We start from the raw sequence: 17,192 nt of genomic DNA, 5'->3' as shown, positions 1-17,192 counted from the left end.
CGATCACTCATCCTCCCAAACGATTTCACCTTGTGATATGGTAACTGCCGGCCAGCCATGTACTTCCCAATTATGGAACGGTGTGTTTTTCCCTTTTGAGAAGAAGCTGTGCCGGTCGATTGTTTTTTGTTTCTCCAAATCTATCAATGTTAAGTCTGCGATACTTCCCTCTTCCAGCTTCCCATAGGGAAGTCCAAAAATCTCAGCTGGAATTTCTGTCATCCTGTCAAGTAAAGCTTCGAGGCTGATTTTCCCTGTCTGAACCAGGTTGGTGTACAGCAATGGAAAAGCAGTTTCCAGACCGACAATTCCGAATGGCGCATTCATAAGCCCTTCTCCCTTTTCTTCCTCGGTATGAGGCGCATGATCTGTCGCTATGCAGTCAATGGTTCCATCCAGCAGTCCGTCCAACAAAGCTTCCTGATCCTCTTTACTGCGTAACGGTGGATTCATTTTGAACATCGCATCGTCCTGGGTGATGTCCTCTTCGTTCAGCAGCAGGTGATGCGGAGTGACTTCCGCGGTTACTTGGATGCCGTCGCGCTTGGCGTCACGAATAACACGTACAGACTCTTTTGTGCTGACATGGCAGACATGGTAATGACATCCGGCCGCTTCTGCCAAAAGAACATCCCTTGCTATATGGACCGATTCAGATACAGACGCTATACCCGGCACACCAAGCTTCTCACTTGTCTTCCCTTTGTGAATGACTCCCCCTTCTAATAAACTGTTGTCTTCACAGTGGGCGACAATACTTACGCCATTGTCAGCCGCTGATTTCATTGCCTCCAGCATTTTCCCAGCTTCCTGAACTCCGACGCCATCATCAGTGAAGGCAAAAGCGCCGGCATCTCTCAGTACAGCCATATCAACGATTTCTTTTCCCAGCTGCCTCGTTGTGATCGCCGCATAAGGAAGCACTCGTACCAGGGCGTCCTGCTCAATCCTATGCCTTAATGCTTCCATCGTATCCAGTGAGTCCGGTACCGGCCTTGTATTCGGCATAGCACAGACGGTCGTGTACCCTCCTCTTGCTGCAGCCTTTGTCCCTGTTGCAATCGTTTCTTTCGCTTCTCCTCCTGGCTCCCGGAGATGTATATGTACATCAACAAGACCTGGAACTGCAATTTTTCCCTGTCCATCAATCGTACGATCAGCTTCTATTTCTGGATGAGCACCGATTTTCTTAACGATATTTCCTTCAACAAAAATATCTTCTGTTACCCATGCCCCATCTCTTCTTACATTTACATTTTTGATTGATAGATTCATTACAGTTCCTCCTTTAATAGTTCTGATATAATTGCCATTCGCATCGTTACCCCGTTAGCCACCTGTTTGAAAATCCGTGACTTGGGGGAATCGACGACATCACTGTCAATTTCCACACCGCGGTTAAACGGCCCGGGATGCATAATGATTGAATTTTTATTCATTCTACTCTCTCGCTCTTTCGTGAGTCCATAGCTTTGCAGATAGTTCTGCTCCTCTGATGATTGGTCATGCCTTTCATGCTGAATCCGGAGCAGCATGACGACATCTGCAAGTTCAACCGCTTCCTCGATAGATACATAGTTTTCAGCTATTCCTTCATCCTGCCATTCCGGTTTAGAAACAAAGTAGACTTCCGCTCCTAACTTTCTTAGTGCTTCGCTGTTTGATCGGGCGACACGGCTGTGCTTAATGTCCCCGATTATCGCTACTTTCAAGCCTTCAAAAGTACCGAACTCCTGATGAATCGTATATAAATCAAGCAAACATTGCGTCGGGTGCTGGCCCGTTCCGTCACCCGCATTGATAATCGGTACCTCCACCTTATTCGCTATCTCTCTTAATATACCATTTTGAGAGTGGCGGACAATGCATAAACTTGCAGAAATAGTGTATAATGTTTTAACAGTATCATATAAAGACTCCCCTTTTGTCAAACTGGAATCTTCTGAAGATATATCCAGCACATCCAGCCCAAGCCGCCGTTCCGCGACAACAAAGCTATTTTTCGTTCTTGTGCTTGGTTCTAAAAAAATATTTGCAGCAAATATTTTTTTCGTAAATTCAGGAACATCCCCTCGTTCGATAACTTCCGCTTTCCTGATTAAATGGTGGATGTCTTCGGATGATAAGTCTTCCATGGATAATAAATGTTTCACGTCATCAGCCTCCTCTGCCAGTTTGCGTATCAGCGCAGGGTTAAAAAAAGCGCCTCCGGGGTGCGGAGGCGCTCAATTATCATCATCATTCTGAGGCATGACGAATCAATCAAACCCTACACCCTTTAAAATCTCACGGGATTTTATTAAAAAGTGCGATGGTTCTGTTATGCTGCATTATCATCATTTGATTTTTTATTGCCTGTAACTGTTTCTTTGAACATTTTCCCGTTCCCATGGGCTTTTTCTTTGCCAGGAAGGATCAGGTTCAATACAACTCCAATCAGTGCGGACAGAGCCATTCCTGCGATTTGTACATTGTCAGTGACCTGGATGAAAGCTCCTCCGATTCCGATAACCAGGATGACGGAAGAAATGATCAGGTTTCGTTTTTCTCCCAGGTCGATCTGGTTGTCAATCAGCATGCGAAGCCCGCTGGATGCGATGATACCGAAAAGCAGGATGGAAACACCGCCCATGACCGCTGATGGAATCGATCCAATTACTGCTGTACTCATTCCGATGAAGCCGAACAGGACAGCAAAGACAGCTGCTCCTCCGATAACGAAGACACTGAAAACTCGTGTGATAGCCAGGACACCGATGTTTTCTCCATAAGTCGTGTTTGGCGGTCCGCCAAGGAAGGAAGCGATCGCGGTCGCAGTTCCGTCCCCAAGAATAGAGCGGTTCAAGCCAGGTTCTTTCAAAAAGTTACGGCCGACAACTTTGGATAGTACCATTTGGTCTCCGATGTGCTCAGCAATGGTCACAAGCGCAATCGGAACCATGATGAAGATGATTTCGATACTGATGACATCCACCGGAGAGTAATCGACGAATGGGACGATGAAATCCGGCTTCTGAAAAATAGCGCCCAATACCCCGGTAAAGGAATCAGCGGACGTTATAGCTGCCCACTCCGCTTTGATTTCTGCCGTGTCAACAATCCCTTGGAAAAGAGCGAACGAATATCCACCGACGATACCGACAAGGATCGGAAGCAGGCTGAAAAACCCTTTAAAGAAGATGGATGCGATGATGGTAATCGCCAGAGTAACCAGGGCTACACTGAAGTGAGTCGAGCTGTAGACCTGATCATCGATTCCTGGGACGTACATGGACATATCGATGGCCGTTGTTGCCAGCCCAAGACCAATGACGATGATGACCGGGCCGACGACAACCGGTGGCAGCAGGTTCATCAGCCAGTCTGTACCGAACATGGTGATCAGGAGTGCCACAAGGCCGTAGACAAGTCCTGCAAGAAAACTTCCTACCATTGCTCCTGGTACTCCGCTTGCAGAACTGGCTGCTATTACTGGAGCTATGAATGCAAAGCTTGAACCAAGATAGGCGGGAATCCTTCCTTTTGTGATTAACAGATAGGCAAGTGTCCCTGTTCCGCTGGAAACGAGCGCGACGGAAGGTGACAAGCCTGTCAGGAATGGAACAAGGATGGTTGCTCCGAACATGGCGAATAAGTGCTGTAAGCTTAAGGTAATCCATTTATGAAGTGCCGGGACATCTCTGACGTCTAATGCAGCTTGGTTTGATTTCATAATCATTTCCTCCTTTATTATTTAGAGCCATTTTTTAAAGGTATAAAAAAACCTCTTTGCTTAAAAAACCGCAAAGAGGTGGACGTATCCTGGTATGCTTCGATACGTTCTGAGTTTGCGACCTTTTAAGCCTCTCTGGACTTACTTAAAGGTGCTGTTTTATTCAATTCTTTTCAAAAATGACTACCGCGTCTTCTTCATCTGTTTCCGATACGGTAACCGTTACGATTTCATCGAGTGAAGTCGGAACATTTTTGCCGACATAGTCTGCCCGGATCGGGAGCTCGCGGTGACCGCGGTCGACAAGGACGGCCAGCTGTATTTGTGATGGTCTTCCATGATCCATCAATGCGTCCATTGCGGCACGCACCGTCCGGCCTGTATACAATACATCATCAACAAGTACGACTTTTTTTCCGTCGATATTCGTTTCGATGTTCGTTTCTTTCAGTTCTGGTTCTTGTTGTCCCGATTTGGTGGTGAGATCATCCCTGTAAAGTGTGATATCCAATTCACCATTAGGGAGGATGACTCCTTCAATATCGTTGATTCTTTTCTGGAGGCGGCTCGCTAAGGGAACTCCCCTTGTTTTGATACCAACGAGGATGACGTCATCGACACCCTTATTTTTTTCTATGATTTCATGAGAAATCCGGGTAAGTGCACGCCGGATAGCTGCTTCATCTAATACTGTAGTTTTCGGTTTCATTGCTCCACCTCCGATTGTTCAGGCCTATTAAAAAAACCTTTTCCTGCATGAGGGCAGAAAAAGGGTGTAAGTAACATAATCATATGCTCCGTTTCCTTTTCAGCCTCACAGGACTGTCTTTAAAGGTCATATTCAATTCTTTAATTGATTATCACAAACGTTCGACGGTTTGTCAACTACGTTTTTTAATTAATTCGAGCATTTGGGTGAAATCACTCGGTGGTTCGACATGGAAATCCATCCGCTCGTTCGTTACAGGATGGTTGAAGGCCAATGTTCTCGCATGAAGCGCCTGTCCATCAATTGGCAGGGATTTCCGAGGGCCATATTTAGGATCCCCGGCCAGAGGATGATTGATATATTTCATATGGACGCGGATTTGATGCGTGCGGCCTGTTTCCAGTACACATTCCACATGGGTGAAATCCTTGAATACCTGCAGTACTTGAAAATGCGTGACGGCTGGCTTACCTTCTTCTACTACAGCCATCGACTGTCGGTCTTTCGGATCCCGGCCAATCGGCGCTTCAATCGTACCATATTCATGGGAGATTTCACCATGAACAATTGCTTCGTATTTCCTGTCGGTTGTTTTATTGGCCAATTGTTCAGCAAGCGATTGGTGGGCGTTATCGTTTTTAGCGACCATCAATAACCCGCTCGTATCTTTATCAATCCGGTGGACAATCCCAGGCCTTGTTACCCCGTTGATTCCTGAGAGATCATCACAATGGTGCAGTAATGCATTCACCAGTGTTCCATTAGGATGTCCGGAAGAAGGATGGACGACCATTCCCCGCCGTTTGTTGACTACGATGACATCTTTATCTTCATAGACGATATTTAAAGGGATATCTTCTGCTTCAATTTTTAATGGTTCTGGCTCAGGCACTTCCCAGGTTATTTCATCCTGTTCCTGTACCTTGTAGTTACTTTTCACCGGATCACCATTGACGACCAGATGCCCCTCTTTAATCCAGCTTTGAACCTGTGTCCTGGAAACCGAGGGTTCGATTTCTATCATTAATTTATCGATGCGTTTACCATTATCCTGATTGGTTACTTGATATTGATTACTCACAATTGGGTACTCTCCTTCTTTTTACGTTCATCCAAAATAGAAGCGATGATGACCAGAATGACTCCGACTACCAGCGAGGAATCTGCAATATTGAAGATCGGATAATCATACGTAAAAATGATAAAATCAAAAAAGTCGACGACTTCTTTTCTGATCAGCCGGTCAATAAAGTTTCCAATTGCCCCCGCTAATAGCAAGGAGAGGGCAATCCCTGCCAATCTATATTTTTTACCATATTGGTGCATATAATAGATAATGACTCCGACGACAATCAATGTCACGATATAAAAGAAAATCATCTGACCTTGCAAAATCCCCCATGCCGCCCCGCGATTGCGGTGGGAGGTCAAATAAAAAAAGTTTTCGATGATCGTGAGGCTTTCTCCAATATACATATTCTTGACAACCATCCATTTTGACCATTGATCAAGCACGATCACAAAGCTAGCTATTATGTAATACCAGACCATAGGCTTCCTCCAAAATAATTATTCGATTTTATTATTGTACCACAAGTAGCTGTTATGTGATATCTGGAAAAAAGTTTTGTTTACATAATAATGATATAGTTACTTCCATGCAATTTTAAAGCCGTGTGCGGGCGCACACGGCTTTCTTACTTTTAATTCTCGTAATGTTCTTTTACAACTGTGGCACAGCGGACGCACAATTCTGGATGATCGTCATCTTCTCCAACATCATCAGATGCTACCCAGCAGCGTTCACACTTATCGCCTTCATGCTTCTCGACATATACATCGACATGATCATATGCTTTGGCTTCTGGATGGGACAATGCCACCTCAGCATCGGATACAATCAATAACTGATGGAGGTGTTCGATATTCTTCAGAACACTTTGCGTTTGTTCCTCCTTAGGAACAATTGTCACGCGTGCCTCCAGTGATTTCCCGATGACCTTTTCATTTCTTGCATCCTCTAAAGCTTTCAAAACATCATCACGAATTTCCAGGAAGTGATCCCATTTAGCTTTAAGCTCTTCACTTTCAATAACAGCTACTTCCTCCGGCATATCCGTCAACTGGACACTTTCCTCGCTGACACCAGGGAGGTATTCCCATACCTCATCTGCTGTGTGAGGGATGATCGGCGCAAGAAGCTTCACGAGTGCAGTCAATGTTTCATAATAGACCGTCTGGATGCTTCTTCTCCGTGGATGGTCAGGAGCTTCGATATACAGGATATCTTTTGCAAAATCCAGGTAGAAGGAGCTTAAGTCGATCGTACAGAAATTATGGACCTGGTGGTAGATGACATTGAATTCATAGTTATCATAAGCTTCACGAACATTCTTGACCAGGTTGTTGAGACGCATTTTCATATAACGGTCGACTTCTTCCAGCTGATCATCCGGCACCGTATTAGCCGCCGGATTGAAATCATGCAGGTTTCCGAGCAGGAAGCGGAATGTGTTACGGATTTTACGGTAAACTTCTGATACCTGCTTGAGAATGTCATCAGACACCCGGACATCAGCCTGATAGTCGGAGCTTGCCACCCACAGACGGATGATTTCCGCTCCCAGTTGTTTCGTAACTTTGTCAGGCAGAATGACGTTCCCAATCGATTTACTCATCTTACGACCATGGCCATCCAAAGCAAACCCGTGACTCAGAATCCCTTTGAATGGTGCTTTTCCAGTCACAGCAACGGAAGTGGACAAGGACGAGTTAAACCAGCCGCGATATTGGTCGGATCCTTCCAGATAAAGGTCTGCCGGACGCTGCAGCTCAGGACGCTGGTGCAGTACTGCCTGATGAGAAGAACCGGAATCGAACCAGACATCCATAATGTCTTCTTCTTTGGTGAATTCTCCGTTCGGACTGTGTTCAGAAGTAAAGCCTTCCGGAAGCAAGTCTTTCGCTTCCCGTTCGAACCAGACATTCGAGCCGTGTTCCCGGAACAGTCCAGCAACGTGATCGATTGTTTCATCGGTGATGATCGGGGTGCCATCTTCTCCGTAGAATACAGGAATCGGAACGCCCCATGTACGCTGACGGGAAATACACCAGTCTTCACGGTCTCTCACCATGTTATAGAGACGGGTTTCGCCCCAACGTGGTACCCATTTCACATTCTTGATTTCTTCCAGCAAGGTTTCACGGAAATCCTTGATCGACGCGAACCATTGGTCCGTTGCTCGGAAAATCGTCGGTTTTTTCGTTCTCCAGTCGTGCGGATAGGAGTGTGTAATGAATTCGAGTTTTTCTAATGCACCGACTTCTGTCAGTTTCTCGGTAATCGGTTTGTTGGCTTTGTCATAGAACATTCCTTCAAAACCTGGAGCTTCCTCTGTAAATACCCCTTTGTTGTCAACCGGACAGAGCACTTCAAGACCGTATTGCTTTCCGACCCAGAAGTCATCTTCCCCGTGGCCAGGTGCTGTATGGACACATCCGGTACCTCCATCTGTCGTAACATGATTACCCAGAATGACCAAAGATTCACGGTCATAGAATGGGTGCTGAGTCGTGACATGTTCTGCCTCTTTCCCTTTGAACGTTTTTACGACTCCATAATCTTCCCATTCCAATTTCTGCGCCACATCTTCCAGCAAGCCTTCCGCAATGACAAACTTGTTTTCACCGGCTTTTACAACCACATAGTTATAAGCCGGGTTCAAAGCAATCGCAAGGTTAGATGGGATCGTCCATGGCGTTGTCGTCCAGATAATGAATTTTTCATCCCCGTCAAACAACTCTTTACCATCTTTGACCTGGAAGGATACATAGATAGAAGGAGAACGTTTATCCTGATACTCAATTTCTGCTTCCGCAAGTGCTGATTCTGAGGAAGGAGACCAATAGACAGGCTTCAACCCTTTGTAGATATACCCTTTTTTAGCCATTTCTCCAAAGACTTTGATCTGCTCTGCTTCATAGTCTTTATTTAATGTGACATAAGGATTATCCCAGTCACCGCGTACACCCATGCGCTTAAACTCTTTACGCTGATTGTCCAGTTGTCCCATCGCATAGTCCGCACACTTTTGACGGAATTCGGCGACGGACATCTTTTTGCGGTCGACCTTCTTCTTTTTTGTAAGTGCTGTTTCAATCGGCAGTCCATGTGTATCCCAGCCAGGGACATATGGTGCGTGATAACCTGCCATTGATTTATAACGGACAATAAAATCTTTCAGGGATTTATTCAATGCATGCCCCATGTGCAAATCACCATTCGCATATGGAGGGCCATCATGAAGGACAAATAACGGGCGTCCCTCGGTTCGTTGCTGCACCTTTTCATATATGTTCATTTCTTCCCATCGTTCTTGCATCTTCGGTTCGCGGTTCGGAAGGTTTCCACGCATTGGGAAATCGGTCTTTGGCATCCGTAATGTGTCTTTATAATTCACTTCCATTTCCTCCTTACTCTTTCTGTGTGTAGACTAGGAAAACCTTGCTTATCACCCTGCCTTAATGGCGTAAGCCTCAGTCTTTCTATTTAAAAATATAAAAAAGACCCTCACATCCCTAAAGGGACGAGAGGATCTCGCGGTACCACCCTTGTAGAACCGGCTTTTACACATGCCGATTCCGCTCTGTTGATCCGTATCGTGGATAAGGCGTCCATCTCTACTCATTGCTTTTCGAATGGAAAACTCGAGGGTGATTTTCCTTCAAGGCGCTGCTCCAGGCTTTCACCATCCCTGGATCGCTTAAGCTGCAAGCGGGCTTAAGTACTTTCCCTGTCATCGTTTCTCGTTAAATATTCAGTTGCTGCAAGAAATATTTCATGTTAATGAATTATATGTAATATTACTGCATACGTCAAGATTATTTTTCTACCATCTCTTTTTCCCCATCGACTTTTTCGTCAATTTCTGTTTCAAACACATGATCCCAGTCATCTGTATCAATCATATCCAGCTGGGCTTCAACGAGCATACGCAGTCGTGTACGGAACACTTTGGCCTGTTTTTTAAGTTCTTCGACTTCGATGGCAATCCGGTGGGACTTTTGCAAGGCTTCATTGATGATCCGGTCAGCATTCTTCTCTGCTTCCTTTACAATCAGCTTCGATTCCTTACTGGCATTGTTTTTCACTTCTTCTGCTGTTTCCTGCGCTACCAGAATGGATTTATTCAGGGTTGTTTCGATATTTGTGAAATGTCCCAGGCGTTCATTCAGCTGCTCTATTTTCTCTTCAAGGGATTTTTTATCACGAATGACCAATTCGTAGTCTTTGATGACCTGTTCGAGGAACTCATTGACTTCGTCTTCATCATAACCCCTAAAACCGCGTGTGAATTCTTTATTATGGATATCCAATGGTGTTAATGGCACACCAGCCACCTCCTCAAAGTATCGGACATTTTTTCGAGTTATATTCCCATTTCGACAAAACTTTTCAGATTCCTGCTTGTCCGGTTGTTTATTTTAGCCGGGAGATGACGACTTTGTATTTATCTTTTTTGGTTGTGCCTAAGACGTCTTGCAGTTTGCTGCGCCCTTTGCCACGTATCGAAATCATGTCCCCTGCTTCCAGCTTGAATGATGGGTCTTCAACGATACGAAAATTTACTTTTACCTGACCTTTATCTATGAATAATGCAGCTTTTTGGCGGGACATCCGGTAGATTTCTTTAACGACCGTATCGAGACGCAATGAGGAGACTGTCGTGTCCACCTGCTCCCATTCTTCATCGCTGGAGAGCATACGGTCAAAAGGTACTTCCTGAAACTGCACGGATGCTTTCTTGATCCCCTCCAGATTCATTCGTACATAATCAGCTATTTCACTTGCGACGATGATTTGAACAACCCCGTCTTTCACCACGAGGTCCCCCAGCTTTTTCCGCTTGATTCCTAAGCTCATAAACGCACCAAGGACATCCGGATGGGAAAGCGTAACGAATTTTTCTGGATAGGATGCCCCAAGCAATGTTAGTTCAAAGTGTTCCGGTTCGATCTCTTCATAATAAGGGGCAAGAATAGCACGCTTACGTTCCGCTTCTTCATTTCCACCATAGAGCTTCCAGGTGAAGTCCGGGTGATTGCCAAGCAGGCTCTCGAAAATGAACTGCTCCCTTGGGTCAAAAAAATCCGTCAACTTACTTTGGAAACTGCGGCCGACTTCTTCTTGCCAGGATAGTACTTGATCGATAAAAGGCTGCTCTTCTTTACGAAAATGCTGATAAATCTCCATTTCTATCTCTCCACTCCAAAATTATAAAACCAGACTGCATGATTAAACTAATAGCTGTTAACAGTGTTATTGGTTTACCATAGTGACCTATTCACCAAAAGGGTCGAAAAGTCGAAGACTTGATTTCAAGATATCTACGGTTCTTTACCATAATAGTGTCAGGGGCGGCTGGGAAACTACTCGCTTTCCTGCGGGGGAACCGGCAAGCCTCCTCGGTCGTTACACTCCCTGTGGGGTCTTGCCTAGTCCCTTCTCCCGCGGGAGTCTCGCAGTTTCCCAACCACCCCATCCGAAAGATAAGAGAAACGAACCACTGCAATAAATGAAGGTGTATTCCACAAATCATATGGACCGATGATACAGATTATAAGCACGTTTTTATAAATAGCTCTCTCTATGCTTGTAGGGCGACATACCAATGTTTCCGTTTCTCTTATAAATTCAAGGAGGTCAGGGAAATTGGAGACTCCGATGGGAGGATAGTACATGGTGAGATCCCGCAGGGCTTTAGCCCGAGGAAGCTCACCGTACGCCCATGGAAAGCGAGTGATTTTCCGGACCTCCGAAAGCTCAACATCAGCACGGAAACAGTTTCTCTTGAAACTGAGTCTTCAGTTAATGGGAGCTTTAATTTATCTGGGAAGTCCAGTATATTCTGTTAACCACTATGTAAATAGCAAAAGAAAAGCCGCCGGTGGCAGCTTTGTTGGTCGTTATAAGTATTACATAAGCATGATATAGAGTTCCCGCAATCCCATATTCGCAAAGTTAAGTACCAGGATGGCAACGATCGGCGAAATGTCAATCATACCAAGCGGCGGGATAATACGACGGAACGGCTCTAAAAACGGCTCACATATTTTCGCCAGGAACTGACCGAATTTCGATTCTCTCGCTCCAGGAAACCAGGACATAAAAATATAAATGATTAATGCCCAGCTGTAAATTTGTATTGCGTTAGTCAATAAAACGAATAGTTGCTGCATTTCCTTACCACCTTCTGTCTAAATCATCTTCCTGTGCCAATATTTCCGAAATTGACCCGGAAATTTCCACATTATCAGGGGTACAAAGGAACGTTTGCATTCCCAGCTTCTGAATGTCCCCTCCAATAGCATATACGGTCCCGCTTAAAAAATCCACAATCCGTTTCGCCTGATGATGGTCAACCCGTTGTAAATTGATGACTACCGCACGACGGTTCACGAGGTGATCGGCAATATCCTGAGCCTCATTGTAGTTGCGCGGCTCGCACAGCATCATTCGGGAAGAGGACTGGGCACTCTTTAAACTGACGACATTTTTTGCTTTTTGTTCCGGGTAGTTCTGTGGTTGACTTACTTGCTGACTTTTGTTCGATTCTTCCACTTCTTCTTCCATATATTCATATTCATCGTCTAAGGTAAAAAATGATTTGAATTTATTCTTCATACTCATCTCTCCATCACCTCAATCATTTAATATCAGCCTACCAGGCTGGATCCAAGCCGGATGCAGGTGGCACCTTCTTCAATCGCCAGCTTGTAATCATTACTCATCCCCATCGATAGCTCCTTACAAGGTGCGTGCGGATAGTGCTTGTCCCTGATCCGGTCGCGCATAGCCCGAAGCTTACGGAAGGTACCTCTGAGCATTTCTTCATCATCTACATGCGGGGCCATGGTCATCAACCCGACTACGTTGACATTCGGGTAGTCTTTCAGCCACTCGATGAATTCTTCTACCTCATCCAGGGCCAGTCCATGTTTAGATTCTTCGCCGCTTACATTCACTTGCACATAACAGGAAACCGGACTTTCGGCACGTTTGTTGATTTCCTTCGCCAATGATTTCCGGTCTAACGAATGAATGTAATCAACCTCGCCAATGATTTCTTTTACTTTCCGGGACTGCAACGAACCAATGAAATGCCACGTGGCATCATCCCCTATGGCTTGATACTTTTCCAAAAAACCTTTCATCCTGTTTTCACCAAGGTCCATGATTCCGGCTGCCAAAGCTTCTCTGGCTCTTTCAACCGATACATATTTGGTTACGGCAACGACGGTAATTTCTTTCAGATCTCTGCCACAATTCCTGCAAGCTTCTGCGATGTTTGTACGAATTTCCTGCCAATTTGATTCCACACTCATGCTACACGTCTCCTTTTCCATCAGTAAAGCCTATGAATCCAAGCATTCGGCCTGTTTTCCCGTTATCACGGCGATGGGAAAAAAATACGTCTTCTTGTTCGTATGTACAATGCTCGGTTATTCGAATGTTCTGTTCCTTGATGCCGGCTCCAACTAGCATCAGTCGATTCAATTCTCTCAAATCTAACAGGAATTTTCCATCATTACGCGGTTCTGTGACTAATTTTATATACTTATCTTCGATGTTGTCGATTACTCTTTGATCCACTTCGTAATGTTTCTTACTGATAGAAGGGCCGATGGTCGCATGGATATCTTCCCTCGATGCTCCTTCATTGATAAGAGCTTCCACCATAGAAGCAGCCATACCGTTTACTGTCCCTTTCCAGCCAGCATGGGCAATCCCAATCCAACCCGCATTGGGGGCATGGAAGTATAACGGCACACAATCCGCAAAAAAAGCCGCCAATAATAAACCTGGCGTATTGGTTATCAAGCCATCACAGTTTTTAACAGAAGATCCTTGTTCCCGTGCTCCTCTTCCGCCATCTGCTCGCTTGACAACAGCGACTTCTGTGCCGTGCACTTGTTCCCCAATCACCCACTTGTTTAACGATATACCCGTGGAGGAAGCAAGAAGCTCACGATTGGCGATGACGTCTTGTTCCTTATCGTTTACATGCAGGCCATGATTAAAACTGGCATATGGCGGCGCGCTGACGCCGCCTTTCCTGCTCGTAAAACCAGCCTGCAACTTAGGTTGGGCTTGCATCCATTCTTCTATAACGAATACCCTATCCTCTTTATGCGAAAACGGTTCTGTCATATTACCACCTCAGTTGCCCTATATTTTACCACATTACCAGTCACATTTCTTGTTATAATTCCATTATTCTATCTCATTTGTCGATTGAGGTGGAAGTGCAAAAGGTTTTTTTACCAGAATTACATCTGTTCCAATGTTAATAATTTGATCCCAAGGAATCACCGCCTCTTCATCTTTCCCGAAAAGCCCCATCATTTTCCCTTTTAGCGTAATTATGATCGCAATAACTTTGCCAGTGTTCACATCTATATCTAAATCAGCGATTTGACCTAGTCTTTCTCCTGTTTCCAGAGCGATGATATCCTTCAATTGTAATTCTGAAATCATCATATCCTATCACCTTCCTTGTTACATACTATGTAAGAAACGCTGATTACATGGATAGTTTTTTTATACTTTAAGAAAGTTTAACTTTGTTAAAGTATGAAAGAATAAAAAAATACTAAGGCTTCGCCATAAGTAACTGGCGATTGACCACACGAAAAAAAGCTCAGCCCTGGCATACACCAAAACTGAACTAAAAAGATATTGGAACTTATTTTCTTTTTAACATGGCTTTATTCGAACATCGTCGTGTTCATTTCTTTGATGGCTGCCTTTTCAAGACGAGAAACCTGGGCTTGGGAGATGCCGATTTCTTCTGCTACTTCCATCTGGGTTTTTCCCTGGAAGAAGCGTTTCGTCAAAATCATTTTTTCCCGCTCATTCAGCCGTTTCATTCCTTCTCGAAGCGAGAGTTCATCCAGCCAGACCGAATCTTTATGCTTTTCATCCTTCAACTGATCCATCACAAAAATTGGATCTCCGCCATCATTATAGATTGGTTCAAATAATGAGACCGGGTCCTGGATGGCATCCATAGCAAACACAACATCTTCGTGTGGGACTCCCATTTCCTTAGCTATTTCAGCCGGTGCCGGATCCTTTGACCGTTCACTGATCAGTTTCTCCCGCATCTGCAACGCTTTATATGCGGTATCACGAAGCGAGCGCGACACACGGATCGGGTTGTTGTCCCGTAAATACCTTCGTATTTCTCCAATAATCATCGGAACTGCGTAAGTAGAAAATTTCACGTTATGACTTAAATCAAAGTTATCAATCGATTTCATAAGACCAATACATCCCACCTGGAACAAATCATCGACATATTCACCACGATTATTGAATCGTTGGATGACACTCAGCACCAGACGCAGGTTGCCATTGACCAGCTCCTCCCTGGCAGATTGGTCTCCGCTTTGCATTCGTTTAAATAAAACACGCATTTCATCGTTTTTAAGTACTGGAAGCTTAGATGTATCTACACCACAAATTTCAACTTTATGTCTAGTCACGGTATTAAACCCTCCCAGGAAGCTATTCAAAATTCAGTATCTCCCCGGGCTGGGAATAATATGCATTAGCTAAACTCGCTTATATAAGAATATACGTTCGGAAAAGTCCGTTAAAGTGCTATACCATCTTGTTGAATTCACGCTTCAATCTTTTAATAATTTTTTTCTCAAGCCTGGAAATATAGGATTGTGAAATACCAAGCATGTCTGCCACATCTTTCTGTGTCTTCTCTTCTTTATCGACCAGTCCGAAACGCAGCTCCATGATCTGCTTTTCACGATCGTTCAGCTGTTCCAGCGCTTTCTTTAATAGCCGTTTATCAACCTTATCTTCAAGGTCTTTCGTAATGATGTCTTCCTCCGTTCCAAGAATATCGGACAACAGTAGTTCGTTTCCATCCCAATCTACATTCAATGGTTCATCGAAAGAAACCTCAGATTTCAGCTTATTACTCTTTCTTAAATGCATCAGAATTTCATTTTCAATACATCGGGAGGCATATGTGGCAAGCTTGATTTTCTTTTCGGGATTGAACGTATTTACCGCTTTGATGAGACCAATCGTACCAATACTAATCAAGTCCTCGATATTTAATCCTGTATTTTCAAATTTCCGGGCAATATAAACGACTAGTCGAAGGTTCCGTTCAATCAGCATTGCTCTGGCAGCTTTATCCCCCTTCGGCAGCCGTTTCAGGAGCTCTGCCTCTTCTTCTCTTGATAATGGAGGAGGAAGCGCCTCGCTTCCTCCTATGTAGTAAATTTCATTGGTCTTCAATCCCAATTTTAATAAAATACGATAATACCAGAGGCGTAATTTCAACTTCCATTTGCTCATAACATTACTCCTTCCTTTAAGCTACTTTTCCTTTCTGCATCATCTCTGGATGGAGAAGTACGTGATAGCTGTCATCATCGGTCATGTTTCCGAATTGCATCCCGAGCAGCGGAGCATGCATGCATATGTTTTTCCCTTCACTGACTAATTCGATTTTGTTTAATTGGATAGCAAGCATCAATTTTCTTTCTCCTCCAGCACCCTGATAAGGGACAAAGTGGATACTATCCTGCAGGGGTTCAGGTATTCCATTAATGTCGAACGTTTCTTCCACTTCTTTAAGTGCTGTCCAATCTTCTTCCGAGACAAAAGCTTGAAAAACTTCCTCATCACCTAGAAAGACAAGTTTTTTCGTCAATGGATCAACCAACTGATTTCCGCTGTCAACTAAACCCGTTGATACTGTTTTTTTACCGTTCCATTCCAACACCACTTCATAAATTTCTTCATATTTCAATTTCAGCACAGCAATCCGTTCCAGCCTTTGCTTTGTAAACCACCATGCTGCCGGAAAGCCAATGATGACAAACAGCCAGCTAATTGGATCCCCATATCCTGTTGAAAACGTCACAATACCTGAAGTCGCCATCTGCACGTTCATGTTCAAAAAGAAATGACTGGCAAACATCGTCCCCCCGATGGCAAATGTCACAAAGTAAAAAGTGGTCAGATTACGCATATACAGGCGCAATGACTTATATGGAAAGGCCGCCAGAACAATGAGTAACGAATAGGCGAATTTTCCCAGGGGAGAGACCAGCCAGGAATTTGGGAAAAAAATAGTTAACGGTACAATAAAGGAGGCTATTAAAGCAGCGAACATCATTCGTTTCATAGAAGCATAGGACTTTGTGACTGCCTGTGTAATAATCAGAATCATTCCATCAACTAAAAAATTAAGGAGCCATACGGCATCAAGATAGATCATCACCTCTTTCTCCTTTTCTATTGAATGGTGATTTCAAGTATAAGACATGCTGTTCCTAAAAGTCTGTCACTTTCTGATGGGGTGGGAAGACTTTTTTTAGCCGAATTTGTCGTTCATTAAGTTATTGATTTACGTAAAACATTTATTCTACAAAAAGGCCGAAAAGTCGAAGACTTGATTTCGAAATATCTCCGGTTCTTTACCATAAAAGTGTCAGGGGCGGCTGGGAAACTACTCGCTTTCCTGTGGGGAACTGGCGAGCTTCCTCGGGCTATCGCCCTGTGGGATCTCGCCTAGATCCTTCTCCCACGGGAGTCTCGCAGTTTCCCATCCACCCCATCCGAAGGATGGGAGAAAAGAACCCCTGTTATATTGCAGATGTCTTCTACTTTTAATGGATAAATGAATAAAGACGCGGCTTTAAGCTCATATTTTATGCATAGCTCACTCTTGATTT

17 protein-coding genes and 1 other annotated feature are annotated in these 17,192 nt (G+C 44.3%); all 17 genes read right to left on the bottom strand.

What is annotated here, in order from left to right; translation table 11 throughout:
* Nucleotides 1-3: 3 nt before the first annotated feature.
* The 17 genes from B9Y67_RS15810 to spoIIGA all read right to left on the bottom strand — a co-directional run bounded on the left by B9Y67_RS15810 (nt 4) and on the right by spoIIGA (nt 16,735).
* Nucleotides 4-1,275: a dihydroorotase gene (locus B9Y67_RS15810; RefSeq protein ID WP_085508128.1), complete on the bottom strand. Its 1,272-nt coding sequence runs from the start codon at nt 1,273-1,275 to the stop codon at nt 4-6.
* Nucleotides 1,275-2,153: an aspartate carbamoyltransferase catalytic subunit gene (locus B9Y67_RS15805; protein ID WP_085508126.1), complete on the bottom strand. Its 879-nt coding sequence runs from the start codon at nt 2,151-2,153 to the stop codon at nt 1,275-1,277. Before B9Y67_RS15805 ends, B9Y67_RS15810 begins: the two co-directional genes overlap by 1 nt.
* A gap of 167 nt (nt 2,154-2,320) precedes the next feature.
* Nucleotides 2,321-3,712, bottom strand: a complete 1,392-nt coding sequence (locus B9Y67_RS15800) for a solute carrier family 23 protein (protein WP_085508124.1) — start codon at nt 3,710-3,712, stop codon at nt 2,321-2,323.
* Between the two features lie 163 nt (nt 3,713-3,875).
* Nucleotides 3,876-4,421 carry a bifunctional pyr operon transcriptional regulator/uracil phosphoribosyltransferase PyrR gene (gene pyrR / locus B9Y67_RS15795; RefSeq protein ID WP_085508122.1) on the bottom strand — a complete coding sequence of 182 codons (546 nt, stop codon included), beginning with the start codon at nt 4,419-4,421 and terminating at the stop codon, nt 3,876-3,878.
* Between the two features lie 172 nt (nt 4,422-4,593).
* A complete protein-coding gene (locus B9Y67_RS15790; RefSeq protein ID WP_085508120.1) occupies nt 4,594-5,502 on the bottom strand; it encodes an RluA family pseudouridine synthase in 909 nt (302 codons plus the stop codon).
* The gene (lspA, locus tag B9Y67_RS15785; protein WP_085508118.1) at nt 5,499-5,972 is read right to left on the bottom strand and encodes a signal peptidase II; all 474 of its coding nucleotides are present in this window, start codon (nt 5,970-5,972) and stop codon (nt 5,499-5,501) included. The genes B9Y67_RS15790 and lspA overlap by 4 nt, the downstream gene beginning before the upstream one ends.
* A 152-nt stretch (nt 5,973-6,124) precedes the next feature.
* The gene (ileS, locus tag B9Y67_RS15780) at nt 6,125-8,881 is read right to left on the bottom strand and encodes an isoleucine--tRNA ligase (protein WP_085508115.1); all 2,757 of its coding nucleotides are present in this window, start codon (nt 8,879-8,881) and stop codon (nt 6,125-6,127) included.
* A 119-nt stretch (nt 8,882-9,000) separates the two neighbouring features.
* Nucleotides 9,001-9,230 (bottom strand) — a binding site (T-box leader).
* Nucleotides 9,231-9,302: 72 nt separating this feature from the next.
* Nucleotides 9,303-9,812 carry a DivIVA domain-containing protein gene (locus B9Y67_RS15775; protein ID WP_085508113.1) on the bottom strand — a complete coding sequence of 170 codons (510 nt, stop codon included), beginning with the start codon at nt 9,810-9,812 and terminating at the stop codon, nt 9,303-9,305.
* A gap of 88 nt (nt 9,813-9,900) precedes the next feature.
* Nucleotides 9,901-10,674 (bottom strand): YlmH family RNA-binding protein, encoded by a 774-nt coding sequence (locus B9Y67_RS15770; protein ID WP_085508110.1) that lies wholly within the window; start codon nt 10,672-10,674, stop codon nt 9,901-9,903.
* 722 nt (nt 10,675-11,396) lie between these two features.
* Nucleotides 11,397-11,660 (bottom strand): YggT family protein, encoded by a 264-nt coding sequence (locus B9Y67_RS15760; RefSeq protein WP_062445759.1) that lies wholly within the window; start codon nt 11,658-11,660, stop codon nt 11,397-11,399.
* Nucleotides 11,661-11,664: 4 nt separating this feature from the next.
* Complete coding sequence (locus B9Y67_RS15755) at nt 11,665-12,111, bottom strand: cell division protein SepF (RefSeq protein WP_085508106.1); 447 nt, start codon at nt 12,109-12,111, stop codon at nt 11,665-11,667.
* 26 nt (nt 12,112-12,137) lie between these two features.
* Nucleotides 12,138-12,806, bottom strand: a complete 669-nt coding sequence (locus B9Y67_RS15750; protein WP_085508104.1) for a YggS family pyridoxal phosphate-dependent enzyme — start codon at nt 12,804-12,806, stop codon at nt 12,138-12,140.
* A 1-nt stretch (nt 12,807) separates the two neighbouring features.
* Entirely contained in the window at nt 12,808-13,632 is an 825-nt protein-coding gene (gene pgeF, locus B9Y67_RS15745) for a peptidoglycan editing factor PgeF (protein ID WP_085508102.1), read from the bottom strand.
* A 63-nt stretch (nt 13,633-13,695) separates the two neighbouring features.
* A complete protein-coding gene (locus B9Y67_RS15740; protein ID WP_062445755.1) occupies nt 13,696-13,962 on the bottom strand; it encodes a YlmC/YmxH family sporulation protein in 267 nt (88 codons plus the stop codon).
* Between the two features lie 227 nt (nt 13,963-14,189).
* Nucleotides 14,190-14,969, bottom strand: a complete 780-nt coding sequence (gene sigG, locus B9Y67_RS15735) for an RNA polymerase sporulation sigma factor SigG (protein WP_062445754.1) — start codon at nt 14,967-14,969, stop codon at nt 14,190-14,192.
* 118 nt (nt 14,970-15,087) lie between these two features.
* On the bottom strand, nt 15,088-15,807 hold the full coding sequence (sigE, locus tag B9Y67_RS15730; RefSeq protein ID WP_085508100.1) for an RNA polymerase sporulation sigma factor SigE: 720 nt from the start codon (nt 15,805-15,807) through the stop codon (nt 15,088-15,090).
* 16 nt (nt 15,808-15,823) lie between these two features.
* On the bottom strand, nt 15,824-16,735 hold the full coding sequence (spoIIGA, locus tag B9Y67_RS15725) for a sigma-E processing peptidase SpoIIGA (RefSeq protein WP_085508097.1): 912 nt from the start codon (nt 16,733-16,735) through the stop codon (nt 15,824-15,826).
* Nucleotides 16,736-17,192 lie beyond the last annotated feature (457 nt).

Origin of the sequence: Thalassobacillus devorans (genome assembly GCF_900176565.1) — a bacterium.
GTDB lineage: Bacteria > Bacillota > Bacilli > Bacillales > Halobacillaceae > Thalassobacillus > Thalassobacillus devorans_A.
This window is presented reverse-complemented; position numbering and strand designations above follow the sequence as displayed.